The 23,425-nt window shown below is 43.6% G+C and carries 19 protein-coding genes and 4 tRNA genes; 4 read left to right on the top strand and 19 right to left on the bottom strand.

What is annotated here, in order from left to right; genetic code table 11:
• Together hemY and ABWP91_RS16700 are read left to right on the top strand one after the other, a co-directional pair.
• A complete protein-coding gene (hemY, locus tag ABWP91_RS16695; protein WP_353244183.1) occupies window positions 1-1,194 on the top strand; it encodes a protoheme IX biogenesis protein HemY in 1,194 nt (397 codons plus the stop codon).
• Between the two features lie 210 nt (window positions 1,195-1,404).
• Entirely contained in the window at window positions 1,405-1,635 is a 231-nt protein-coding gene (locus ABWP91_RS16700; protein ID WP_006658197.1) for a DUF4014 domain-containing protein, read from the top strand.
• A gap of 763 nt (window positions 1,636-2,398) precedes the next feature.
• Here ABWP91_RS16700 and ABWP91_RS16705 read toward each other — a convergent pair.
• From ABWP91_RS16705 to trxA, 19 genes are all read right to left on the bottom strand, one after another.
• Window positions 2,399-2,475: transfer RNA gene (locus ABWP91_RS16705), tRNA-Pro, on the bottom strand.
• A 30-nt stretch (window positions 2,476-2,505) separates the two neighbouring features.
• Window positions 2,506-2,591: transfer RNA gene (locus ABWP91_RS16710), tRNA-Leu, on the bottom strand.
• Between the two features lie 16 nt (window positions 2,592-2,607).
• Window positions 2,608-2,683: transfer RNA gene (locus ABWP91_RS16715), tRNA-His, on the bottom strand.
• Between the two features lie 79 nt (window positions 2,684-2,762).
• A tRNA-Arg gene (locus ABWP91_RS16720) sits at window positions 2,763-2,839 on the bottom strand.
• 167 nt (window positions 2,840-3,006) lie between these two features.
• The gene (thrP, locus tag ABWP91_RS16725) at window positions 3,007-4,383 is read right to left on the bottom strand and encodes a bifunctional threonine/serine APC transporter ThrP (protein WP_353244184.1); all 1,377 of its coding nucleotides are present in this window, start codon (window positions 4,381-4,383) and stop codon (window positions 3,007-3,009) included.
• Between the two features lie 321 nt (window positions 4,384-4,704).
• On the bottom strand, window positions 4,705-5,457 hold the full coding sequence (wecG, locus tag ABWP91_RS16730) for a lipopolysaccharide N-acetylmannosaminouronosyltransferase (protein ID WP_502935822.1): 753 nt from the start codon (window positions 5,455-5,457) through the stop codon (window positions 4,705-4,707).
• Window positions 5,458-5,466: 9 nt separating this feature from the next.
• Window positions 5,467-6,822 (bottom strand): ECA oligosaccharide polymerase, encoded by a 1,356-nt coding sequence (gene wzyE, locus ABWP91_RS16735; protein ID WP_353244185.1) that lies wholly within the window; start codon window positions 6,820-6,822, stop codon window positions 5,467-5,469.
• Entirely contained in the window at window positions 6,819-7,901 is a 1,083-nt protein-coding gene (locus ABWP91_RS16740) for a TDP-N-acetylfucosamine:lipid II N-acetylfucosaminyltransferase (RefSeq protein ID WP_353244186.1), read from the bottom strand. Before ABWP91_RS16740 ends, wzyE begins: the two co-directional genes overlap by 4 nt.
• Window positions 7,898-9,148 carry a lipid III flippase WzxE gene (gene wzxE / locus ABWP91_RS16745; RefSeq protein WP_219244965.1) on the bottom strand — a complete coding sequence of 417 codons (1,251 nt, stop codon included), beginning with the start codon at window positions 9,146-9,148 and terminating at the stop codon, window positions 7,898-7,900. Before wzxE ends, ABWP91_RS16740 begins: the two co-directional genes overlap by 4 nt.
• Entirely contained in the window at window positions 9,148-10,278 is a 1,131-nt protein-coding gene (gene rffA / locus ABWP91_RS16750; protein ID WP_353244187.1) for a dTDP-4-amino-4,6-dideoxygalactose transaminase, read from the bottom strand. The genes wzxE and rffA overlap by 1 nt, the downstream gene beginning before the upstream one ends.
• Window positions 10,265-11,005 carry a dTDP-4-amino-4,6-dideoxy-D-galactose acyltransferase gene (gene rffC, locus ABWP91_RS16755; RefSeq protein ID WP_353244188.1) on the bottom strand — a complete coding sequence of 247 codons (741 nt, stop codon included), beginning with the start codon at window positions 11,003-11,005 and terminating at the stop codon, window positions 10,265-10,267. The genes rffA and rffC overlap by 14 nt, the downstream gene beginning before the upstream one ends.
• Entirely contained in the window at window positions 10,983-11,864 is an 882-nt protein-coding gene (gene rfbA, locus ABWP91_RS16760) for a glucose-1-phosphate thymidylyltransferase RfbA (RefSeq protein ID WP_353244189.1), read from the bottom strand. The genes rffC and rfbA overlap by 23 nt, the downstream gene beginning before the upstream one ends.
• An 8-nt stretch (window positions 11,865-11,872) precedes the next feature.
• Entirely contained in the window at window positions 11,873-12,940 is a 1,068-nt protein-coding gene (gene rffG, locus ABWP91_RS16765; protein WP_353244190.1) for a dTDP-glucose 4,6-dehydratase, read from the bottom strand.
• Window positions 12,937-14,199: a UDP-N-acetyl-D-mannosamine dehydrogenase gene (gene wecC / locus ABWP91_RS16770; protein ID WP_353244191.1), complete on the bottom strand. Its 1,263-nt coding sequence runs from the start codon at window positions 14,197-14,199 to the stop codon at window positions 12,937-12,939. Before wecC ends, rffG begins: the two co-directional genes overlap by 4 nt.
• A complete protein-coding gene (wecB, locus tag ABWP91_RS16775; protein WP_273827726.1) occupies window positions 14,196-15,326 on the bottom strand; it encodes a non-hydrolyzing UDP-N-acetylglucosamine 2-epimerase in 1,131 nt (376 codons plus the stop codon). Before wecB ends, wecC begins: the two co-directional genes overlap by 4 nt.
• A gap of 99 nt (window positions 15,327-15,425) precedes the next feature.
• Window positions 15,426-16,484: an ECA polysaccharide chain length modulation protein gene (wzzE, locus tag ABWP91_RS16780; RefSeq protein ID WP_353244192.1), complete on the bottom strand. Its 1,059-nt coding sequence runs from the start codon at window positions 16,482-16,484 to the stop codon at window positions 15,426-15,428.
• Between the two features lie 29 nt (window positions 16,485-16,513).
• Window positions 16,514-17,599 (bottom strand): UDP-N-acetylglucosamine--undecaprenyl-phosphate N-acetylglucosaminephosphotransferase, encoded by a 1,086-nt coding sequence (wecA, locus tag ABWP91_RS16785; protein WP_353244193.1) that lies wholly within the window; start codon window positions 17,597-17,599, stop codon window positions 16,514-16,516.
• A 595-nt stretch (window positions 17,600-18,194) separates the two neighbouring features.
• A complete protein-coding gene (rho, locus tag ABWP91_RS16790) occupies window positions 18,195-19,454 on the bottom strand; it encodes a transcription termination factor Rho (RefSeq protein WP_353244194.1) in 1,260 nt (419 codons plus the stop codon).
• A gap of 703 nt (window positions 19,455-20,157) precedes the next feature.
• Window positions 20,158-20,484 carry a thioredoxin TrxA gene (trxA, locus tag ABWP91_RS16795; protein WP_353244195.1) on the bottom strand — a complete coding sequence of 109 codons (327 nt, stop codon included), beginning with the start codon at window positions 20,482-20,484 and terminating at the stop codon, window positions 20,158-20,160.
• A gap of 118 nt (window positions 20,485-20,602) precedes the next feature.
• Here trxA and rhlB point away from each other — a divergent pair, with 118 nt between their 5' ends.
• Both rhlB and gppA read left to right on the top strand, forming a co-directional pair.
• The gene (rhlB, locus tag ABWP91_RS16800; protein WP_353244196.1) at window positions 20,603-21,889 is read left to right on the top strand and encodes an ATP-dependent RNA helicase RhlB; all 1,287 of its coding nucleotides are present in this window, start codon (window positions 20,603-20,605) and stop codon (window positions 21,887-21,889) included.
• Window positions 21,890-21,900: 11 nt separating this feature from the next.
• Window positions 21,901-23,403, top strand: a complete 1,503-nt coding sequence (gene gppA, locus ABWP91_RS16805; protein ID WP_353244197.1) for a guanosine-5'-triphosphate,3'-diphosphate diphosphatase — start codon at window positions 21,901-21,903, stop codon at window positions 23,401-23,403.
• The last annotated feature ends 22 nt before the right edge of the window (window positions 23,404-23,425 follow it).

Raw genomic sequence — 23,425 nt, forward strand, 5'->3', positions numbered from 1 at the left:
ATGATTAAAGTCTTTGTTCTGTTTATCGTTTTGATTGCTGGCATTATTTTGGGTCCCCTGCTCGCTGGGCACCAAGGTTATGTATTTATCCGTACCGATAGCTACGATATTACGACCAGCGTCACTAGCCTTGTGTTGTGCTTTATCTTGCTGCAATTTGTATTGTTATTCTTAGGCTGGTGTTACCGCCGTTTTATGAGTACCACCTCACGGACAAAGGGTTGGTTTACGGGTCACAAATACCACAAAGCCCATACCCAAACCCAGAAAGCCTTGCTCAAATTAGCGGAAGGGGATTTAGAACAAGTTGAGAAGTTGATGAGTAAACATGCTGATTTCTCGCAGCAACCCGTCATTAACTACTTGATGGCAGCAGAAGCAGCGCAACAACGTGGTGATAGCTACCGTACTCATCAATATTTAGACAGAGCCGCCGAAGCCGCAGGAAAAAACCAACTCCCTGTCGATATTAGCCGCGTTCGAATTCAGCTAGCAGAAGGTGAAATTCATGCTGCGCGTAATGGAATCGATAAATTACTCGACCAAGCACCACGCCACCCTGAAATTTTACGCCTAGCAGAACAAGCTTACCTAGGTACTGGCGCATACCAAGCATTAATCGAGCTGCTGCCAATCATGGCGAAAGTTCAATTACATAGCGAAGATGAGCTTGAAGCCCTAAAACTCAAAGCTTACAAAGGGCTAATGAACCAGTGCATGGCTGAAGGTGGAAGTGATGGGCTAAAAACGTGGTGGAAAAACCAGCCTCGTAAAGTCCGCCATGAAGTCCCTCTACAATCATTCCTCGCTGAACATTTAATCGAGTGTGGGGATGCCCGTAGCGCAGAGAAAATGATTATTGAGGGATTAAAACAGCAATATGATGAGCGTTTACTCCTCCTGATCCCAAAATTACACAGTGATCAGCCAGAAGCTATTGAGAAAACGTTACTAAGCCTTGTAAAACAGTCTGGCGCAACGCCATTACTAAATAGTACATTGGGCATCCTTGCACTACAGCATGCCCAATGGGAAAAAGCAGAAACCTACTTTAAAGCTGCATTAGCACAGCGTTTCGATGCCTATGATGCAGCTTGGTTAGCGGACGCTTATGATAAGCTACATAAACCGCATGAAGCGGCGAAGATTCGCCAAGAAGCGCTAACGCACTCTCTGAAACAAGAGCGAACATAGTCTTAAATTTCTACGCATACCTATTTAAAAACGCCTCCTAATCCGAGGCGTTTTTTTGTGATTAAAATCGAGTCATCTTTAAAAGATAATCGTTCTAGGCGTCATTTTTAGGCAATCGAGGTAAACCGCATATTGCTATGTTATAAAAGAGACACATAGTGTATAAATGGTCGTATACATTTTCGTTTTGAATGGTTTTAGGATAAAGATATGAATGTAGTGAAAACTCTCTGGCGTTGGATTGTAGCGAGTCAAAATCGTTTACAGATCTTTTTTGACCTGCTACTTCTGATTTTATCTCCATTTATTTTTATTTCGATCATTGGATTCAATACCGCCGATCTGAATAAAGATATCTTTATTATTACCTTTATTATTATTGCCTACACATATGTAACTCGCTGGATCAGCAAGTGGTTAAGCAAAGAGAAAAAAGCGTAAGTACGATAATGACTTTTCTTTCCTAATGCTAATCAGGTTAGGAAAGAAAATAAAAACGCAGATTAATACCAAAAAAAACACCTGCCGAAGCAGGTGTAAATACAATCAGGTCTACAGACGGATGGTGCCTCACTCAACGTTTCGCCCGTTCGTTGATGGTAAGAGGATGAGCTCTTGATCATCTAAGTTGGACAATAGGCACCGATAATCGGCTTTGCGTCATCTCTGGGTTTATGAAGCATTGCTATCATAAGAAGTGAGATGAGCATCTACATATTTAATAATGCAGGATGCGTGCCAACTTTTCCTATCCTCCTACTTTTTCCATTACCTTCCTAATTTTTCCGTATCACCTCGGTTTTTCTCGTTATTTTGCATCGGCTCAATTCACCCACTGCGCTCACGGCACGTTATGGGCTATGCCCCATTATTAAGGTAGATTTTCTTGTCTCAATTTAGAGACATCTTAATGCAGTTAAAAATTTACTCTTATAAATCAATGAGTAAAATGTCTCTTTTTGGAGACATTAAAATGTGGGTTTGTATAAAAACCACGACACTTATTTTTTATATAAAAAACAATATATTAGAGACCATGATTTAATATGAAAAATTCAATGGTGACCGAGACCCAAAAGGAGCAGAAGAGGAGAGGAGAGGAGAGGAGATTTAGAAAATAGCAAGCAGACTCGTTCAGCAGTAAGTATGAAAAATAAATATTACTAAATGCAAAAACCCCGCTATTAAGCGGGGTTCTTTAAATTGGTCGGCGAGAGAGGATTCGAACCTCCGACCCACTGGTCCCAAACCAGTTGCGCTACCAAGCTGCGCTACTCGCCGAAATGTACTGCTTCACATCAATTTTTTTCGTGGTGCGAAAGGGGGGACTTGAACCCCCACGTCCATAGGACACTAACACCTGAAGCTAGCGCGTCTACCAATTCCGCCACCCTCGCAATGTCACAAAAAAAATGGGGTGGCTAATGGGACTCGAACCCACGACAACTGGAATCACAATCCAGGGCTCTACCAACTGAGCTATAGCCACCATAACTTCACTTTTTTCAAAGCGTTGCTATCATACTACATACAACGTCATTTTGCCAACCGTAGCGACGCGCTAAAACTGGTGCGCCCGACAGGATTCGAACCTGAGACCTCTGCCTCCGGAGGGCAGCGCTCTATCCAGCTGAGCTACGGGCGCTTAACGCCGTTGCGGGAGAGGATAGTACGGATTTATCTACCCGCTGTCTAGTCCTTTTTGAAATAAAAATATCGATTGCTTGCCTTTTATCCATTTCGTCGAGAAAGAGAGCATTTTTGCCCTCTTTTTCGCTCGGCGCACATAAAATTGCCGAGAAAATATCTTCCCTAGGCTTTTTTACTGCGGCCGTTTAACGCCTGAATTAGAAAATAAAGCAAAGAAACCGCCCCTAAAAAGAGTGCACCGACAATTAATGACATCCGCGTATCTGGGTTTATTGCCATGCCCACGAGTACACAGGCCAAAAAGAGTAACGTGGCATAGTTGACCCACGGAAATAAAATTGATTTAAACGGGTGTCCCACTAATTTTTCTTTATTTTGCTGGCGAAAACGAATTTGGCTAGTGAGCAAAACTAACCATGGCACCATCCCTGGTAAGACGCTTGCACTGTACACGTACACAAACACTTTTTCTGGATTCGGGATGATGTAATTCAAGCTAGAACCTGCCACGAGGCACAATATCGTAAAACCAACACAGCGTGCGGGAACGCCATTTTTCGTGAGTTTCAGTAACCCACTCGGGAGCTGCTTATTTTGCGCTAACGCGTACAGCATGCGGCCGCCACTGTACATGCCACTATTACACCCAGACAGCGCCGCAGTAAGCACCACAAAGTTAATCACGGCTGCCGCAGAGACAATCCCCACTTTAGCAAAGGTTAACACAAACGGGCTCCCTTGCTGCCCGACCTCAGTCCACGGAAATAAGGTAACAACAATAAAAATCGCACCTACGTAGAAAATCAAAATACGCCATAAAATGTTATTAATGGCTTTTTTCAGCGTCACTTGCGGGTTTTTCGCTTCTCCAGCCGTGATCCCAACTAACTCAACACCTTGATAGGAAGCCACAACGATACACAGTGCAAATAAGAAGCCTTTCCAGCCCCCCGCAAAGAAGCCACCATGTTCCGTCAGGTTACCTAGGCCAATCGGCTCAAAGTTATTTCCAAGGCCGAAAAAGATTAAACCTAAACCAATCAGGATCATGACCACGATGGTGGTAACTTTAATCATCGCAAACCAAAACTCTAGCTCACCATACAAGCGAACGGCAGCAAGGTTGGCCAATGCGACTAAAACCACAGCGACTATGGCAAATACCCACTGAGGCACATCTGGGAACCAATATTCGGCGTAAACACCGATGGCGGTAATTTCGGAGATCCCAACCGCTACCCACATAAACCAGTAACCCCATGCAGTGAGGCATCCCCAAAATGGGCTCAGATACTTATAACCGAAAGAGGCAAACGACCCCGTGACAGGTTCAAGAAACAGCATCTCCCCCATGGAACGCATGATGAAGAACACAAAAATACCCGCAATAATGTACGCCAGCAGCACGGAAGGCCCTGCCCATTTTAACGTACTGGCTGAGCCCATAAATAGCCCAACACCAATTGTTCCTCCTAGCGCAATAAGCTCAATATGCCGAGCTTCTAACCCGCGCTGAAGTCCCTGTTGTGGATTCCCCATAAATACCCCTGTCATCAATTATTATCGTTAAATCACAGCGTGAATTGGAACGGAATTAGTCATAACCACTGTAATTTATTAAAAACAGCCGACTCGCCGACTGAAAAGCATGTCATAGACCCAAATTAGAGAGAAAAACCATGATCTACATTTATTTTTGATGAATTATAGAAATATTTGAGGAAAGAGACCAGCGAATACGCAGTTGAATAATTCTGCAATCCGTATGGAAGGTAAATAACGTGATAAGCAAACAAAAATAAAGCGGGAAAAGTTAACCTTTATCCCGCTTTATTCGTCAGCCATTGCTTGGAAGCAAACTTATAGCTTACCACCGTAGTAATAGCCTAAAAACTTCAGTAACTTAAACTGACGAGTGATACGTGAAGGTTGGGATAACAAGCGATACAGCCATTCTAACCCTAAGTTTTGCCACACTTTTGGAGCGCGCTTCACATGGCCTGTAAAAACATCGTAAGTTCCGCCAACGCCCATATACAGCGCGTCTGGATGAACAACACGGCAATCACGCATAAAAAGTTCTTGTTTTGGTGACCCCATGGCAACAGTGACAATTTTAGCACCGCTTGCATGAATGCGTTCAAATAAAGCGCCGCGGTCTTCTGCGGTAAAATAGCCATTTTGCGAGCCAACAATGTTCACATTCCACTGAGCGCGCAGTTTACTTTCGGTTTGTTCAAGAATTTCAGGCTTACCACCAACCAAGAACACAGGCGTACCTTCACGCCCTGCTCTTTCCATCAGCCCTTCCCATAAATCTGCACCTGCAACGCGGGAAACCTGAGCTTCTGGGTACTTACGGCGGATTGCACGCACAATGCTGATCCCGTCGGCATATAGATATTCTGCTTGACCTAATAAGGTATTTAGCGCGGCGTCTTTTTCCGCAATCATCACTTTTTCCGCATTAATCGCGACCAAAGTTCCCGTTTTGGTTTCGCCCTTCGCAAACAAATAATCCAAAAAATGGGCCATATCTTTAAAGCCCCAAATATTATGTCCACGAATCGAATACTGAGGAACAGATGAAGATTGAATTGATGACGGTTCCATGATGCTTCCTTAACGACTTTCACGTTGTTGGCTTCTCAAGAAAGAAGCCGTTTTTGTGCGGATAAGCCCCGCACTTTCAAATAACCAATACAGGAGTTTTGCCAAAATCAGGCATAACCCGAAAATTAAGCAGAAAAAAACCACCCGCGAGACAAAAGAATCGACGCCTTCCCGCGCTAATACGATAATGTTGAAAATCGCACCGAAACAAAATGCCTGCATAATTGCGGCTTTATAGCGGTTTGGCTCTTGCAAGCTCATACCATAGATCCAGTCAAACCACTTAATAATCAAGCCTACAGCGATTGCACCAAGCGGAATGAAAATCACCCCGCCCATCACCACTAATGAGCCAATCAAGGTCGGGGAAATGGCTAAGCCAGAATGGTTATTCAACACTTCCCAAGTAAAATAGTTCGCTGAGTTCAGCACAGTATCTGGCCGCTCAGGCCACACCCACGACGGAATAAACACATAGAAATCACGAATGATCGGCGCAAGCCCTTGGAAATCCATCTCATCATAATGACTGAGTAATAAGGCGAGATTTTCCCATGGTGAGAACGTATCTCGGGTCAGATACAAGAAGGTGTAATACGCCTCCGAACCGCTTACATCCAGCCCATAACGTTTTAATGCCAACCAGAACATCCCGACAATACTAGCGACGCCAGCCGCACCCAGCATCCATAGCGTAATCCAGCCTCTGACGATGCCGATAAATAAAAATAGTGCAAAAGCGATGATGATATTCGCGCGTGTTCCGCCCACGATAACGTAGGTTAAAAAACCAAAGGCTACAGTACTGATAAGGAAGAAAATCCAGCGTTTTTGCGTTGGCCGTAGAAAATAGACAATCAACATGGCAGGGATAAAGAAGTAGAAAAACCGCTTCAATGCGACCCCTGATACTTGGCTGGAGAAAATTTGACTGTAGGATTTCAACTTAAACAGTAAAAAACCGTTCTGCATAAAGAAGATCCCCACCGTCACTACCGCGATAGCGATTAATAACATGCAAGTGAGGTTGGTTTCGACTTTATTCATGCTAAACAGCGCACGCCGTGAAGTATCCACTCGACGGGATAAGCGCGTTTTATAGGCTACATAGTAAATGGCATAAAAACTGGTTGCCGCAAGCTGCGCATACAAAAGATAATCCGCTGTCACAACTGCCACATCAAACTGGAACACTAAGGCACAAGTGAGTGGAAAACCAAAATAAAACGTCAATAAATACAACATTGAAAAGAAAATGTTGAAGTTAAAGCGAACACGTAAAAACTCTTTATACAGCAAGGTGCCAATAAAGATGATTGATATCAGGTAGACCAGCGCTAAGCCACCTAACTCCGTTAGCGTCATGCTCGCCCCTCCGCAACACTGAGGATAGCTTTCCAACCCTCAGTAAAGTTTGGAGCAAAAAATTCAATATTGGCTTTATCCAACAACGTCATTTGGCGCTGAGCTTCATCCACCAGCGAGGTTGTTAACTCATCACCATAGAAAAATACGGGCACATTTTGCGCCGTTAAGTCCTGCCAAAACGTATTTTGGCGACTGATCACAAACGGAATACCGAATTGAATTAATAAGCAAACGGTACCAACCCCTTGCTGACGGTTAAAGATAAAATAACCAAGATCACAGGTTTTCAACACGTTAAGGTAATCACTGAACGCCATACGCTCTTTGAGTATCTCGACCTGGCCCGCTGAAAATGCGCTATTTGCCGCCTCTTCCACTTGTTGAATATAAACTTGATTGTTCGCTGGGTACCCCATTGGGATAATCACACGAGCCTTGTCACCAAACTGCTGTTTAATCGCCCCCAGAGCCTCTACATGACGATTAGAACGGTCGCCCGAGTTACCGAGCAGGATAGTCAGCTGCTCACCTTCACGTGGCTTACGTTCACTTACCGTTAAAGCGGGGTCCATTCGTGTTGGGAAATACAGCACAGAAGCGGGGACTTTGGGATTCGACTGGTGGAAATAACATAAATCGCCCCGCGTGGCACAAACATGCCCCACCTTTTTTTGTGCCAAACGACGTAAAACATAGAACAACTTAAATTTCAGTGAACTAGACTCTTCATACAGGTCTGCCCCCCAAATATGCCACCAAAACTGGTGAGTCTTGATTTGGCCAAATAACAGTGCCAGCCAAATTGGTGCATTAAATTGCCCATGGAAGAAGAAACGGGTGCGTCGCTCTGCTTTTGCCCGTTTTATCACACTGTTTGCGATGGATTTTTTATTTGCAAAAACGTCAATTTCGAGCTGCGGATAAGCGTCAGCAAGCCCCGCATCATCGCTTACGACCATAAAATGCGGTTTTTGTGACGGTGCCATTTCTTGGCTAATAACGTCATTAAAAAACGTTAAAACCGTCTGGTTATGATGTGGGAGGTTCGATCCCAGTACATGTATTAAGGTTGTCATGCTCGCCTACGGTAAATCAAAAATACGCAACAACATAAAGTAAAGTATACGATATAAGTGGCCATATAGGCCTGTGTCGCACCAACCGCGCCATGCTCAGGGATAAGCCAGTGAGCAAACCCCATCAGCAACACAAATTGACTCAATTCTGTTAGGACATAAAAACGCAATGCGGCTTTGGCTATTACCAAATAACCAAACACATATGCACCAACTTTCAGTACGTCACCCACAAGCTGCCAAGCGAATAAGTCCCGCATTCCTGTAAATTTCTCAGAAAATAGCAGCCAAATGGCAAAATCACGCAGGAGCCACACCATAAAACTGGCGACAGCAACAGCAGGTAAGACAAATTTTAAGGCTTTAATAATTTCAGATGAAATTTCGCTTTTATGCTGTAAACGGGAAAGTGTCGGCAATAAATACACCGAAAATGACGCAGTAATAAACTGCAAGTAAGCATCTGAAATTGTACTCACCCCAGCCCATAACCCTACATCGTCCCAGCTATAACGCTCTGCTAATAGGTTTCGCATCATGATATAAGCGACAGGCAACGTCACCGACGTTAACAACGCCATGATGGTAAACTTACCCAAGTGCGTTGCAATGGCTTTATCCCAAGCGGGTTTCAGCATTGACAATGCAAATTGTTTGCGGCGAATAATCATCAAACCGGCGGGCAGGACAACCAAGGCTGGTACAAGCGCTAAGCCTGCAAGCGCGCCTTCATATCCCCCCAAGGTATAGCACAAATAATAGGCAACAACACCCACTAAGCTCCCTAAAATGATAGCTTGAGCGTTGCCTGATGCATCTCTATAACCTTTTAAGATAGCTAAGAAGTAGTTTGCGTATGCAATCCCCATCTGAATAAATGCCACAGCATAAATCACAGAGGCATAATCAGGGCTATCAAACAATACCTGACTGATAGCGCCACTAAATAGCAAGAAAATAACGGCTAATAACGTTGAAAAGCCGAGAATTAGCGTTGATGATGTCCCTAAAACAGCACGAAGTTTGACTGGATCTTGATGGTGCTCTGCCACATATTTTGTGACACCATTGAAAATCCCCGCGCCAGATAACACACCAAGAACAGTGATCAATTGACGGAAATTCCCCGCCAACCCAACGCCACTCGGGCCAAATGCAATTGCCAGTAATTTAACGATAAGCAGGCCAGCCCCGATTTTAATCAGGGTAGACCCAGCTGTCCAAACAGAGGCTTTAGCTAACGACATTAGGCAAAGAACGCCTTAATGTGCTCGATAACTGTTTGTTGTTCTGCATCTGTCATGTTGTAGAACATCGGCAGACGCACCAGACGGTCACTTTCTTTGGTGGTGTATTTGTCTTCACCATGGAAGCGGCCAAACTCAATTCCTGCCGGGCTTGTATGCAGTGCAACATAGTGGAATACGGTTAATACACCGTGGGATTTCATAAACTCATTGAATTCAGAGCGTTCTTCCACATCTTTCAATTTGATGTAGAACATGTGGGCATTCTGAACCAGGCCTTCAGGCACAGTCGCTAACACTAAACGGCCTGCATCCACCAGCGGTTGCAATGCTTCGTAGTAACGTTTCCACAGCAGTAAACGGCGTTCGTTAATTTTGTCTGCTTCTTCCAGTTGAGCCCACAGGTATGCCGCTTGTAAGTCAGATAATAGATAGCTTGAACCAATGTCACGCCACGTGTATTTATCCACCTGCCCACGGAAGAACTGGGTACGGTTTGTGCCTTTTTCACGAATGACTTCAGCGCGGCTGATTAAGTCTTTATCGTTGATTAAGGTCGCACCACCTTCCCCACCAGAAGAGTAGTTTTTGGTTTCATGGAAGCTGTAGCAACCAATGTGGCCAATTGTTCCTAACGCCTTGCCTTTGTAGGTTGACATCACACCTTGGGCTGCATCTTCAATGACGAATAAATCATGTTTTTTGGCAATATCCATGATGGTGTCCATTTCACACGCAACACCTGCGTAGTGAACTGGCACAATCGCACGCGTGCGTTCGGTGATCGCCGCTTCGATTTTAGTTTCATCAATGTTCATGGTATCTGGGCGGATATCCACAAAAACAATTTTTGCACCGCGCAGAACAAATGCGTTTGAGGTTGATACAAAGGTAAAGCTTGGCATGATCACTTCATCGCCAGGCTTAATATCAATCAGGATTGCCGCCATTTCTAATGATGCGGTGCAAGATGGCGTTAACTGTACTTTTGGGCAGTTAAAACGCGTTTCCATCCACTCTTCACAACGTTTAGTGAAGCCACCATCACCACACAGTTTGCCACTTTCCATGGCTTGTCTCATATACTCTAATTCAGTACCTACAACGGGTGGTTTATTAAATGGAATCATGTTGTCCCCTGTATAGCCAATAGGCGGTACTGGCAATCGCCGCACCGCTACGTGAATAAAGATTTAATGCCGCAACATTACTCATTTGGGTGGCAACATTTAACTGTCTTTTTTGGTGTTGCACACACCAGTCGAACGCCGCAGACATCAACTTGCGACCAATCCCTTGCCCTTGCGCTTCAGGCATTTTTGCTAATAACCCGATGCGTGCAGTATCATCGTCAATATGGCGCAAACTCACAAAGCCTAAAATGCGGCCTGAGGCGTCTTTGACTAACAAGCAAGTATGGTCAAACGTACCCAGCACGGCTTTTTCTATCCACAAAGCGTAAAACCGCCCGCTATCCCCTTCACGATACCAAGGAGCACGAAAGCGGCTATTACTAAAGACAGAGGCAGCAGCTTGTTGTAACAAAGGGACGTCATCCACTTGTGCTGCAACGACGCTATCTACCGCCGTTAAACCTGCCTTTAGATAAGCATTTTCTGTGCCAATAGTGAGAGCAAAGTCCATTTCCCCTTCGACAAATGAAAAACCCATACTGGTTAAGTCATCAATCAACCGCGTTTCAGACGAGGCTACCTTGGCTTGGGTAATATCGTACGCATCCATTTGATAAGCAAGGATAGTCTCGAGGTTATCCCCCGAGAAATTTAACTTTGCAGTTGAGCGATGAAAAAAGTCGCTCTCCCACTGTAATCCATCAATACTGGCGCGGACGGACACGGAGTAAATCCTCTAAATATTGCCCATAACCGGTTTTTTTCAGTTGCTGCGCAGACTCCGCAACTTGCTCATCCGTTAACCAGCCATTACGCCATGCGATTTCTTCTAAGCAGGCAACTTTAAAACCTTGACGTTTTTCAACGGTTTGGACGAATGTGCCCGCTTCAATCAAGCTGTCGTGAGTGCCAGTATCTAACCAAGCAAAGCCACGACCGAGGAGCTCAACATTTAGCAATCCACGTTCTAAATACATTTGGTTGATGGAGGTAATTTCTAACTCCCCACGCTCTGATGGTTTAACTTGCTTAGCAAACTCAACCACTTGAGAGTCATAAAAATATAACCCTGTGACGGCCCAATTAGATTTCGGTTTAGTCGGTTTTTCTTCGATGGATAAGGCTTTGAAATCATCATCAAATTCCACCACCCCGAAACGCTCAGGATCCATCACTTGATAGCCAAATACCGTCGCGCCTTGAGTACGCTCTGCAACGGATTTCAATTTCGGGCTGAACGAGTGGCCAAAGAAGATGTTGTCCCCTAAGACTAAACAACAGCTATCACCATTGATAAATTCTTCGCCAATAATAAAGGCTTGGGCTAATCCATCAGGTGACGGCTGCTCTGCATAGCTCAGTTCAATACCGAACTCATGTCCATCACCCAATAGGCGTTTGAACATTGGTAAATCATCTGGCGTTGAAATAATTAAAATTTCGCGAATGCCCGCTAACATCAAAACTGAAAGCGGGTAGTAAATCATTGGCTTATCATAGATAGGCAACAATTGTTTGGAAATACCGCGGGTAATTGGGTGCAAACGCGTTCCCGATCCCCCTGCTAAAATAATACCTTTCATGGTTTCACCTAATTGCCAAGGCCTAAGCGTTCACCTGCGTAGGAGCCATCTTGTACACGACGCCACCACGTTTCGTTATTCAAATACCACAAGACCGTCTTACGAATGCCAGACTCGAAAGTTTCTTCAGGTTTCCAGCCCAATTCACGCTCAATTTTTGCCGCATCAATGGCATAGCGCATGTCATGACCTGGTCGGTCTTTCACATAGGTAATTAAATCGCGGTAATGTGCCACACCTTGTGGTTTTTGCGGGTGTAACTCTTCAAGCAGCTCACAAATGGTTTCAACAACCTCAATATTGCGACGTTCGTTGTGCCCACCAATATTGTAAGTGGTACCAGCCTGTGCCGTTGTTGCTACCAGATGCAAAGCACGTGCATGGTCTTCCACAAACAGCCAATCGCGAATTTGCTCACCTTGGCCATACACTGGCAGTGGTTTGCCTGCCAAGGCATTTAAAATAATTAAGGGGATCAATTTCTCAGGGAAATGATACGGCCCGTAATTATTTGAGCAGTTGGTGATCATGGTTGGCAAACCATAGGTTCTTTGCCATGCACGCACCAAGTGGTCGCTGGATGCTTTAGAGGCAGAGTATGGGCTGCTTGGCGCATAAGACGTTGTTTCTGTAAAGAAGCCTTCTGGACCATCTAAATCACCGTACACTTCGTCTGTCGAGATGTGGTGGAAACGAAATGCGGCTTTTTTCCCTTCATCTAACGCAGACCAATAGTGACGTGCAGCTTCTAACAGTGTGTAAGTACCCACAATGTTGGTTTCAATAAAGGCAGCGGGTCCATCAATAGAGCGGTCAACGTGGCTTTCTGCTGCCAGATGCATAACTGCATCAGGCTGATATTGCGAGAAAACATGGTCAAGTGCTTGTCGATCGCAGATATTGACTTGCTCAAACGCATAACGTTCGCTGCTCGCGACTGGCGCAAGGGATTCAAGGTTGCCAGCATAAGTCAGGCAATCAACCACAATCGCACTGTCGCTCGTGTTCTCAATGATATGACGAACCACTGCGGAGCCAATAAAACCCGCACCTCCGGTGATTAGAATGCGTTTCAACGCCAAACTCCTTTTGTATCCACAACCCATTTTTGTGGGATTGCTGAACCTTGAATGCCTTTAAAGACATTATGGTCAACTAACATCAGGATCACATCCGCTTCATTGACGGCTTTTTCAATGGAAACTAACTCAGAAATACCTTTCAATGAAGTCGGTAATTCTTCGATATGTGGCTCAACGGCGTAAGTTTTACCCGGATTCCAATTCGCAACCATTTTCGTGATGTGCATTGCTGGGCTTTCACGTAAATCATCAATGTTCGGTTTAAACGAAAGGCCGAAACAGGCAATGGTGACTTCGCTGGCTTTTTTGCCCGTTTCCACTAAGCAATCAGCAACAGCGGCTTTTACTTGGTCAACCACCCAAATTGGTTTGCCATCATTGACTAAACGTGCAGTGTGGATCAAGCGTGATTGTTTCGGGTTTTGAGCAACAATAAACCATGGGTCAACAGCGATACAATGGCCACCAACGCCAGGGCCTGGTTGTAAAATATTCACGCGCGGATGGCGGTTTGCAAGGCTGATAAGCTCCCACACATTGATATCTTGCTCTGAACAAATTAATGATAATTCGTTGGCAAATGCGATATTAACGTCACGGAAGCTGTTTTCCGTTAATTTGCACATTTCTGCGGTTCTTGAATTGGTGATCACACATTCACCTTCAAGGAAAATATTGTATAGCTCACTCGCACGCAGTGAAGATTTTGGTGTCATACCGCCAACTACACGGTCATTTTTAATTAATTCGACCATAACTTGGCCCGGCAATACACGCTCAGGGCAATAAGCCACATCGATGTCTGCATCTTCGCCTGCTTGGTGCGGGAAAGTTAAATCTGGGCGCGCTTCCGCCATCCACTGAGCCATTTGCTCTGTCGTACCCACTGGAGAGGTAGACTCAAGGATCACTAAGTCCCCTTTTTTCAGTACAGGCGCAATCGACTCCGCCGCAGAACGAACGTACGCTAAATCGGGTTCATGATCGCCTTTAAATGGCGTTGGAACAGCAATCAAATAAGCATCAGCTGGCTGTGGTTTTGTAAAGGCTTTCAAATGGCCTTCTTCAACGGCTTTTTTCACCACGATATCAAGTTCAGGTTCCACAATGTGGATTTTCCCCTGATTAATGGTATCCACCGCATGTTGGTTAACATCTACACCGACAACCTGTTTTTTACGTGATGCAAAGGCTGCTGCTGTTGGTAAACCGATATAACCAAGGCCAATAACAGAAATAGTTTCAAAACTCATAATTTCACCTGATTACTTTTTAATGCTGTAAGAATACGCTGACAAGCATGACCATCCCCATACGGGTTATGTGCGCGGCTCATTTCATGATATTCCGCATCATCTGTCAGTAACCGATTAACTTCGTTAACAATTTTTTGTGTATCTGTTCCCACTAAGCGAACCGTCCCCGCGTCAACCGCTTCAGGTCGCTCAGTGGTATCTCTCATCACCAGAACAGGCTTGCCGAGAGAAGGTGCTTCTTCTTGAATACCCCCTGAATCTGTCAGAATCAAATAGGCATGATTCATTAAGTAGACAAATGGAAGGTATTCTTGAGGGCTAATTAAAATAATATTATCAATATCGTGCAAAATACGTTTTACAGGCTCACTGACATTCGGGTTCAAGTGCACAGGGTAAACCACCTGTACATCTGGGTGTGCCTGTGCAATTTCCGCCAATGCGTGGCAGATACGCTCAAAACCACCACCAAAGCTTTCACGACGGTGGCCTGTGACTAAAATCATTTTCTTATTGGGGTCAATAAACGGGTAGTTTGCACCCAATTTTTCCATCATGTGCTGGTCGCTCATGACCCGGTCTCGCACCCATAACAACGCGTCAATCACGCTGTTGCCTGTCACAAAAATATGGCTGTCTGGAATAGACTCTTTTAGCAGATTTTGGCGTGAATTTTCCGTTGGCGCGAAGTGATACATCGCTAAGTGCCCTGCAATTTTGCGGTTGGCTTCTTCAGGCCATGGGGAATATAAGTTCCCTGTACGTAAGCCAGCTTCAACGTGCCCAACAGGAATACGATGGTAAAATGCAGCAAGGCTCGTTGCCATGGTGGTTGCGGTATCCCCATGAACAAGGACAACATCAGGCTGAAAATCTGCAAAAACACTTTTCAAACCTTCAAGGATACGACAGGTAATATCGGTTAAATCTTGCCCTGGCTTCATAATATTGAGGTCGTAATCTGGAGTGATCTCAAATAGTTTCAGTACTTGATCGAGCATTTCACGATGCTGTGCGGTGACACAAACTTTTGCTTCAAAATCAGCATCATTCGCCAGTGCATGAACCAACGGTGCCATTTTGATGGCTTCTGGTCGTGTGCCAAATACAGTCAATACTTTCACAGTGACTCTCTTATATTTATCGTTTGCAGTGTGCTGCTTATTTAATCTTAATGACTTTTATCAAGCCACTGACGAAGATGTCAGTGGCTTATCCCAAAATCAAGATGGACGACGGCGAGAAAGTACCACTCCGGCACCCACTAACACCCCTATAGCACCCCATAGAACCATCATAAAGGCTCGACGCGGGCTATCGCGTTTGACTGGATCTTCAGGCGTACGCAAATAACGGTAAGCTTGAAAATTATCTTGGAGAGTCGGCCCTACGCTTAATGTTGATAACATTGCGATGTTTTGGTCATAATCTGAGTCATGATCCGGGCCTGTTGCTTTTAATGTTTCAATTTGCGCCTGCAATAATGGGGCACCTAACATAAACATTTTAGAATCAGGAATTTCATCTACGGGTGTTGTACTTTGATTACGCACAATACCTTGTTTTTCAGCAACTTTGAGTGCTTGTTCCAGCACATTCAAACGTCTTTCATAAGCAGCTGTTGCTACCATGTTTTCACGTTTAACCAATGCTTTCATGGATTGCATTTTGGTTGCCCAAGTACCTTTAATTTCATCATTCAGATTCGCCGTTGCACGTTGATTCGCAAATTGCGTGTATTGACGTAACAACTGGTTTGCATCTGTTGATGTTTCAGCCACTAATTTAATGCTATCTGTTAGATTTTTTACTTCATCCGCGGGTGTAAACTCAATATCATTAATGAGTTCATCCAATAAGGCGGCATCCGCTTTTGGATCATTTTCTAACCGCTGTTTGTAATAATCTGTGCTCAACCAAAATTGACGGCGAGTATCGTAAGAGCCGAGTTGCTTAGTAAACTCTTGATAAGCTTCTTTCGCAATTGTCGGCAACTGCCCTTCTTGCCCCGTAACATTAATACGAGAATCAAGGTTACGCAGAAACTGTTGCTGAGAATAATAACTTCCCAAATTATTCACAGTAGGCAAATCTGTGATCGCTGTTGCACTCCACTTGGGCTGCATGAAATAAGATGCACCCAATGCAATTGCCGCAAAAATCACAGCAAATGCAACGATCCATATTTTTCCTTGCCACAAAGAACGGCATAAACCACGGATATCCAATTCTGGCTCTATTGGCGTTTGATGCTGACTCGGTTGTGTTTCTGAGTTATTCACTGCACAGAACCTCTATTTTTGTTTTTTCGTTACCGTACTGCACCTCTACGCGCTTTACGTCTAACTCGTTTGATAAAACGGGCGACTTTCCAAGCTCGTTTGATGCAATAACCATACATCATAAATACAAGCAAAAATAATGCCAACATTACCCATTCAGGCACAAATGTTAAGCGTTCACCAATAATACCAATGCATGCTAAAAATGCAGCTGACAATGTAATCAGTACAAATGCCCCTTTCGGTGTAAAGCCAGAACGCATAATTAAATGGTGAATATGCTGACGGTCAGGCGAGAATGGACTCATACCTTTACGAATTCGACGATACATTATCGCAACCATGTCCATGAGTGGGATTGCGATAATCCACAATGCGGTGACAGGGTTGATTGGGTGAACCTCTTCCTGTGTCGAAGCGACCAAAATCCAAATAATGGTAAACCCAATTAAAGTACTTCCCGCATCCCCCATAAAAACTTTAAACCGGCGACCTAACACTCCAAGATTTAAAAGGATATAAGGAAGAATAGCTGCAATAAAAGCAAAACACCAAAATGCGAGTGCATAATTGCCATTGTTGTACAGTAAGAAACCTAATGCGCCAAAGGAAACCGAAGAAAGCCCGCCAAGTAGTCCATCAATACCATCAACCATATTAAAGGCATTGATCGCAGCCCAGACAGCAAATAAGGTCACAATATAACCAAATGGCCCTAACACTAACTCCCATGGCCCAAAGGCATGACCTAATGATTCTAATTTGAGACCTGCGGCAGTCATCATCACAACAGCAACAATCGCCTGAACCCCAGCCCTTAATTTCACGCTAATATCAAATCTGTCATCCAATGCACCGATAAAGACTAATAACCCAGCACACGAGATATATAACCACTTGTGAGGGATGTATTCCTCTGTGATATAAAATGCAAAACAGATCCCAAAGAAAACGGATATTCCTCCAACAAGAGGAATAAGTCCTACGTGTTTCTTTCTGAAGTTAGGTTTATCAACTAACCCGATTTTTATTGCAACAATACGGGCAAAGAAAATAAAAACCAACGAAAACAAGAAGACGTAGAAGAGGTTGGTTGCAAAGTGTATGATGTCCACTGTTCGACTCTCTTAATATTTTTTATTTAACTATCAATACTAAACTTTTATTGGCGAATGCCGATAAAAATGCAATCGCTACTGCATTATCATCTCAGTAATAAAATCTACTATAAGACGAATCTATATTCATAAAGAGATTACTGTAACATTATTAAAAAACACACATTATTCGTGTTGTTTATCCAATAATGAAATCTTACACATTTTATACTTAATAGCTGCAAGATGCATGCCATAAAAGCAATACACTGAAATGGGGTTAATCAATTGATTACTTCTACAACACCTCATATTTTTTAAATAAATCAAAAAATTAATTTCAATTGAAATCATAAACCAGATAAATAAAGTTAAATTATTCCAACGATACTTATCGTAAATAATCAATTACTCACATCTTAAATAATAAATCAATCTACCAAACTCATATGGGTAGTAAATGTGAAATAAAATATCCTCCTGCTTTCAAAATCAACATAACTGTAAGAACACTAATATTTAAGTCGGCGTTCATTCAAATCTGTCATACGATACCTAGATACAAAAAAGGTGCCATTTAGGCACCTTTTGTTGAAGCTTAAAACTCAAACAACTAAGCTCTCTTCATAAAGTCAAAGAACTCTTCGTTAGTTTTTGCCATTGCAAGTTTACTAATGAGGAACTCCATTGCATCGATCTCACCCATTGGATGGATAATTTTGCGCAGGATCCACATTTTTTGCAGTTCATCTTGAGATGTGAGTAATTCTTCTTTACGTGTACCTGAGCGGTTGTAATCAATCGCAGGGAAGACGCGTTTTTCCGCAATCTTACGAGAGAGGTGCAGTTCCATATTACCTGTACCTTTAAACTCTTCGTAAATCACTTCATCCATTTTCGAACCTGTATCAACCAGTGCAGTTGCAATGATTGTCAGACTTCCACCTTCTTCAACATTACGTGCAGCACCGAAGAAACGTTTTGGACGATGTAAGGCGTTTGCATCCACACCACCCGTTAACACTTTACCGGATGAAGGAACTACGGTGTTATACGCACGAGCAAGACGCGTAATGGAGTCGAGTAAGATAATGACGTCTTTTTTATGCTCAACCAGACGTTTCGCTTTTTCGATAACCATTTCGGCCACTTGAACGTGACGCGCAGCTGGCTCATCAAAAGTCGAAGCGATAACTTCACCTTTAACTAAGCGCTGCATTTCCGTTACTTCCTCAGGACGCTCATCAATCAACAGAACCATCAGAACGCAATCTGGATAATTGTGTGCAATGTTAGCGGCAATATTTTGCAGTAACATTGTTTTACCCGCTTTTGGCGGAGCAACAATCAGACCACGTTGGCCACGGCCAATTGGTGCAGCTAAGTCCAAAACACGCGCCGTTAAATCTTCTGTTGAACCGTTACCACGTTCCATACGCAGACGATTATTTGCATGTAATGGGGTTAAGTTTTCGAAAAGGATTTTGCTACGTGCGTTTTCAGGTTTGTCGTAGTTGACTTCGTTGACTTTCAGGAGGGCAAAATAACGTTCACCTTCTTTAGGTGGGCGAATTTTTCCTGAAATGGTGTCACCTGTACGCAGGTTAAAACGGCGGATTTGGCTAGGGGAAACGTAGATATCATCAGGACCTGCGAGGTAAGAACTGTCTGCGGAACGGAGGAAACCAAATCCATCCTGCAATATTTCCAGTACGCCATCGCCGAAAATATCCTCACCACTTTTCGCATGCTGCTTCAAAATGGAGAAAATAATATCCTGCTTTCTCATACGGGCTAAGTTCTCTAGCCCCATGTTTTCGCCTAATGTAATCAATTCTGATACTGGCGTATTTTTTAATTCGGTAAGATTCATAATGGTGGGTTCTTTAACTCGGGGTAATTCTCGAACTATGAACGTTAATTGACGGCAACTTATTTTATTAAGTGGCAGTTTAACTTAACTGCCCTGTTGGTAGCCAACTCAATAAAAGCCAACAACAATGCATAAAATTTGTGCTAGCCACTGCTAAGTCTGTTTTAACATATGACCATGACTCATCTGAACGATGTACAGCATATTATTAGAAACACATTCAACATTAGCAATAGTTTTTTGTACATTTAAGACAACATCCATCCCAATATCGCAAGTTTAGTTTCAGTTTCGCATTTAAAAACACATTTTACTGAACACTAATTTTTCCCGATACGTTTTTACATCCGAGGATCTAAAGACGTTTTATGTCATTACTGCTGCATATGCGCTATCTTTAAGGTATATGAAAAATTTATGTGAAACAACAATACTGAATCTAGCGGGTGCTTAACTCAATGTCTATGTTTTCAGTTTTCATATTTAAAATCATTGCGCCATTAGTTTTGATCGTTGAAAATCATGACAATACTGAACTAACTAGCTTGATATATTAAGATAAGAGCAATGGAATACAGGGTAATTCATACGGGTGCTACACGAGGAATAGTGATAACTTATCATGGTTAAGTAAGGACGTCTAGCGGCTCTCTTGATAAAATAGATGCACCGCTAAACGTTTTAGATCACATATAACGGTAACTTACAGATTTTCGTCTAGAAATTCTTTCAGTTGCGTTTTAGATAATGCGCCAACTTTTGTTGCTGCGACACTACCATTTTTGAATAATAACAGTGTCGGGATACCACGAATTCCGTATTTTGGCGCGGTAGCCGGATTATCATCAATATTCAGTTTTGCGATGGTCAATTTGCCTGTATATTCTTCAGCAACTTCATCAAGGATAGGCGCGATCATTTTACAAGGACCACACCATGCTGCCCAAAAATCGACGAGAACAGGTGAACTTGATTTCAGAACTGCAGTTTCAAAGCTTGCATCAGTTATATGTATAATTTTGTCGCTCATGTTGTACTCCAAAGAATCATCTTTTTGCAGACTTAGTGTAACATTATTGGCAGCAGTATGCTTTATTTCAAAAGATACACTTTCGTAAACCAACCGTTAACTGATATTCTAACATACTATGAGTAAAGCACACTTGACAGAAAAGAAGTTTTCCGACTTCGCATTGCACCCTAAAGTCATTGAAGCTCTGAACAAGAAAGGCTTCAATTATTGTACGCCAATACAGGCGTCAACATTGCCTTTCACTGTCGAAGGCAAAGACGTTGCGGGACAAGCGCAAACAGGTACAGGTAAAACGTTAGCATTCCTAACGTCGACGTTTCATTATCTATTAACCCACCCTGCTATCGAAGGGAAAAAAGCGAATCAGCCGCGTGCACTCATGATGGCGCCGACTCGTGAATTAGCTGTTCAGATTTACTCTGATGCCAAAGAGCTGGCAGAATACACAGGCCTGAAAATGGGCCTCGCTTATGGCGGTGATGGCTACGACGAGCAGCTAAAAGTGTTACAAAATGGTGTCGATATCCTTATTGGAACGACTGGCCGCCTTATTGATTATGCAAAGCAAGGCCATGTGGACTTAGCTGCGATTCAAGTCGTTGTGCTTGATGAAGCTGACCGTATGTATGATCTTGGTTTTATTAAAGATATCCGTTGGTTATTCCGTCGTATGCCAGGGGCTGCGGACAGACTAAACCTATTATTCTCAGCTACATTGTCTTATCGCGTAAGAGAACTCGCCTTTGAGCAAATGAATAGCCCTGAATATGTTGAGGTTGAGCCTTTACAAAAAACCGGCCATCGCATTAAAGAAGAGTTATTTTACCCTTCTAACGAAGAAAAAATGCGTTTACTCCAGACCCTACTTGAAGAAGAGTGGCCTGAACGTTGCATCATTTTCGCCAATACTAAGCACCGCTGTGAGGATGTTTGGGCACACTTAGCGGCTGATGGTCACCGTGTTGGCTTATTAACAGGTGATGTTGCACAGAAAAAACGTTTGCGTATTTTAGAGCAATTCACACAAGGCCAACTGGATATTTTAGTGGCAACAGATGTTGCAGCTCGTGGATTACACATTCCGTCAGTGACACACGTCTTTAACTATGACTTACCTGACGATTGTGAAGATTACGTTCACCGTATTGGTCGTACCGGCCGTGCAGGGGAAAGTGGTAACTCAATTAGCTTGGCTTGTGAAGAATATGCGCTCAACTTGCCTGCAATCGAAGAGTACATTCAACATTCGATCCCAGTGAGTAAATATAACAGTGATGCGTTATTGAGTGACTTACCAGCACCTAGACGTCGTCATCGCCCACGCCCTGGAGGCCAGCGCCGCAATTCAAATGCACCGCGTCGCCACAATGGTCCGCGTAATAACCATAAACGTCCAGGCTGAGTAAAAACGTTATGCTGAAATCTTCTTCTCTTTATGCTGCTATCGATTTAGGCTCAAACAGTTTTCACATGCTCGTAGTACGTGAAACTGCTGGCAGCATACAGGTTATTTCTAGGGTTAAGCGAAAAGTTCGTCTTGCTGCGGGGTTAGATAAAAATAACCTCCTTTCTGAGCAAGCGATGGAACGAGGCTGGCAATGCTTACGACTTTTTTCGGAACATCTACAAGATATTCCGAGCACACAAATTCGTGTTGTCGCAACCGCAACACTGCGTCTAGCAAAAAATGCTGATATTTTCATCGAAAAAGCCAGTGAGATCCTAGGTAATCCCGTTAAAGTGATTCAAGGGGAAGAAGAAGCGCGTTTAATTTACCAAGGTGTTGCACACACAACAGGCGGCCCCGACCAACGCTTGGTGGTGGATATTGGTGGGGGAAGTACCGAACTGGTGACCGGAACTGGCGCAAGAGCCCAACAACTTTATAGCCTTGAGATGGGTTGTGTGACTTGGCTCGAGCGCTATTTCAGTGATAGAAGCTTAACAGAAGACAATTTTTCAGCCGCGCAAGCTGCGGCAAAAAAAGTGATCGAACCTGTTGCTGAGGCTTTAAAAACTCACGGCTGGAAAATCTGTGTTGGTGCATCGGGTACCGTGCAAGCCATCCAAGAAATCATGATTGCACAAGGCATGGATGAGCTTATCACCTTGCCTAAATTGCAGCAGCTAAAACGCAAAGCCATTCAATGCCAAAAGCTAGAAGAGCTTGAAATTGAAGGCTTAACATTTGAACGCGCACTGGTTTTCCCTAGCGGCTTATCAATTTTAATTGCCATATTTGAAGCGTTAAATATCGATAACATGACACTTGCGGGTGGTGCTCTGCGAGAAGGCTTGGTTTATGGCATGTTGGAATTGCCCATTGAGCAAGATATTCGTGCTCGTACCGTACGCAATATCCAGCGCCGTTTCCAAGTAGACATCGAACAAGCTGGCCGTGTTCGTCAATTAGCTGAATATTTTTATCTGCAAGTTGCGAAAGATTGGCAATTAGATACTCGTTGCCGCGATTTATTATCAAGCGCCAGTGCATTGCATGAAATTGGCTTAAGCGTTGATTTTCGTAGAGGCCCTGAGCACGCCAGTTATTTGATCACTCATTTGGATTTACCTGGCTATACACCGGCACAAAAACGGTTACTGGCGGCATTGTTAAGAAATCAGCAAGGCCCTGTCGATTTGGCATCACTCAGCCAACAAAATGCGTTACCGATGCAGCAAGCCTACTTTTTGTGCCGCTTACTTCGATTAGCCATTATTTTTGCTAGTCGTAGACGTGACGACACCTTGCCCGCCTTAAGGTTGAATGTAAACTCAGACAGACTCACGATTATGCTCCCATACCGCTGGTTATCTGAGCATCCGCTGCGTGCAGAAAACTTACAGCAGGAAGTTCAATGGCAAGGTTATGTGAACTGGGTATTAGAGCTGGAAGAACGTAACAGTTCGAATTGATAATCTATTCCACACTAGAGTT

This window comes from Providencia sp., assembly GCF_040396775.1.
In the GTDB taxonomy this organism is placed as follows: domain Bacteria; phylum Pseudomonadota; class Gammaproteobacteria; order Enterobacterales; family Enterobacteriaceae; genus Providencia.

What these genes read in the sequence shown, in the direction of transcription:
- hemY (WP_353244183.1), top strand. Translation starts at nt 1, where the DNA reads ATGATTAAAGTCTTTGTTCTGTTTATCGTTTTGATTGCTGGCATTATT.
- ABWP91_RS16700 (WP_006658197.1), top strand. Translation starts at nt 1,405, where the DNA reads ATGAATGTAGTGAAAACTCTCTGGCGTTGGATTGTAGCGAGTCAAAAT.
- thrP (WP_353244184.1), bottom strand. Translation starts at nt 4,383, where the DNA reads ATGGGGAATCCACAACAGGGACTTCAGCGCGGGTTAGAAGCTCGGCAT.
- wecG (WP_502935822.1), bottom strand. Translation starts at nt 5,457, where the DNA reads ATGGAACCGTCATCAATTCAATCTTCATCTGTTCCTCAGTATTCGATT.
- wzyE (WP_353244185.1), bottom strand. Translation starts at nt 6,822, where the DNA reads ATGACGCTAACGGAGTTAGGTGGCTTAGCGCTGGTCTACCTGATATCA.
- ABWP91_RS16740 (WP_353244186.1), bottom strand. Translation starts at nt 7,901, where the DNA reads ATGACAACCTTAATACATGTACTGGGATCGAACCTCCCACATCATAAC.
- wzxE (WP_219244965.1), bottom strand. Translation starts at nt 9,148, where the DNA reads ATGTCGTTAGCTAAAGCCTCTGTTTGGACAGCTGGGTCTACCCTGATT.
- rffA (WP_353244187.1), bottom strand. Translation starts at nt 10,278, where the DNA reads ATGATTCCATTTAATAAACCACCCGTTGTAGGTACTGAATTAGAGTAT.
- rfbA (WP_353244189.1), bottom strand. Translation starts at nt 11,864, where the DNA reads ATGAAAGGTATTATTTTAGCAGGGGGATCGGGAACGCGTTTGCACCCA.
- wecC (WP_353244191.1), bottom strand. Translation starts at nt 14,199, where the DNA reads ATGAGTTTTGAAACTATTTCTGTTATTGGCCTTGGTTATATCGGTTTA.
- rho (WP_353244194.1), bottom strand. Translation starts at nt 19,454, where the DNA reads ATGAATCTTACCGAATTAAAAAATACGCCAGTATCAGAATTGATTACA.
- trxA (WP_353244195.1), bottom strand. Translation starts at nt 20,484, where the DNA reads ATGAGCGACAAAATTATACATATAACTGATGCAAGCTTTGAAACTGCA.
- rhlB (WP_353244196.1), top strand. Translation starts at nt 20,603, where the DNA reads ATGAGTAAAGCACACTTGACAGAAAAGAAGTTTTCCGACTTCGCATTG.
- gppA (WP_353244197.1), top strand. Translation starts at nt 21,901, where the DNA reads ATGCTGAAATCTTCTTCTCTTTATGCTGCTATCGATTTAGGCTCAAAC.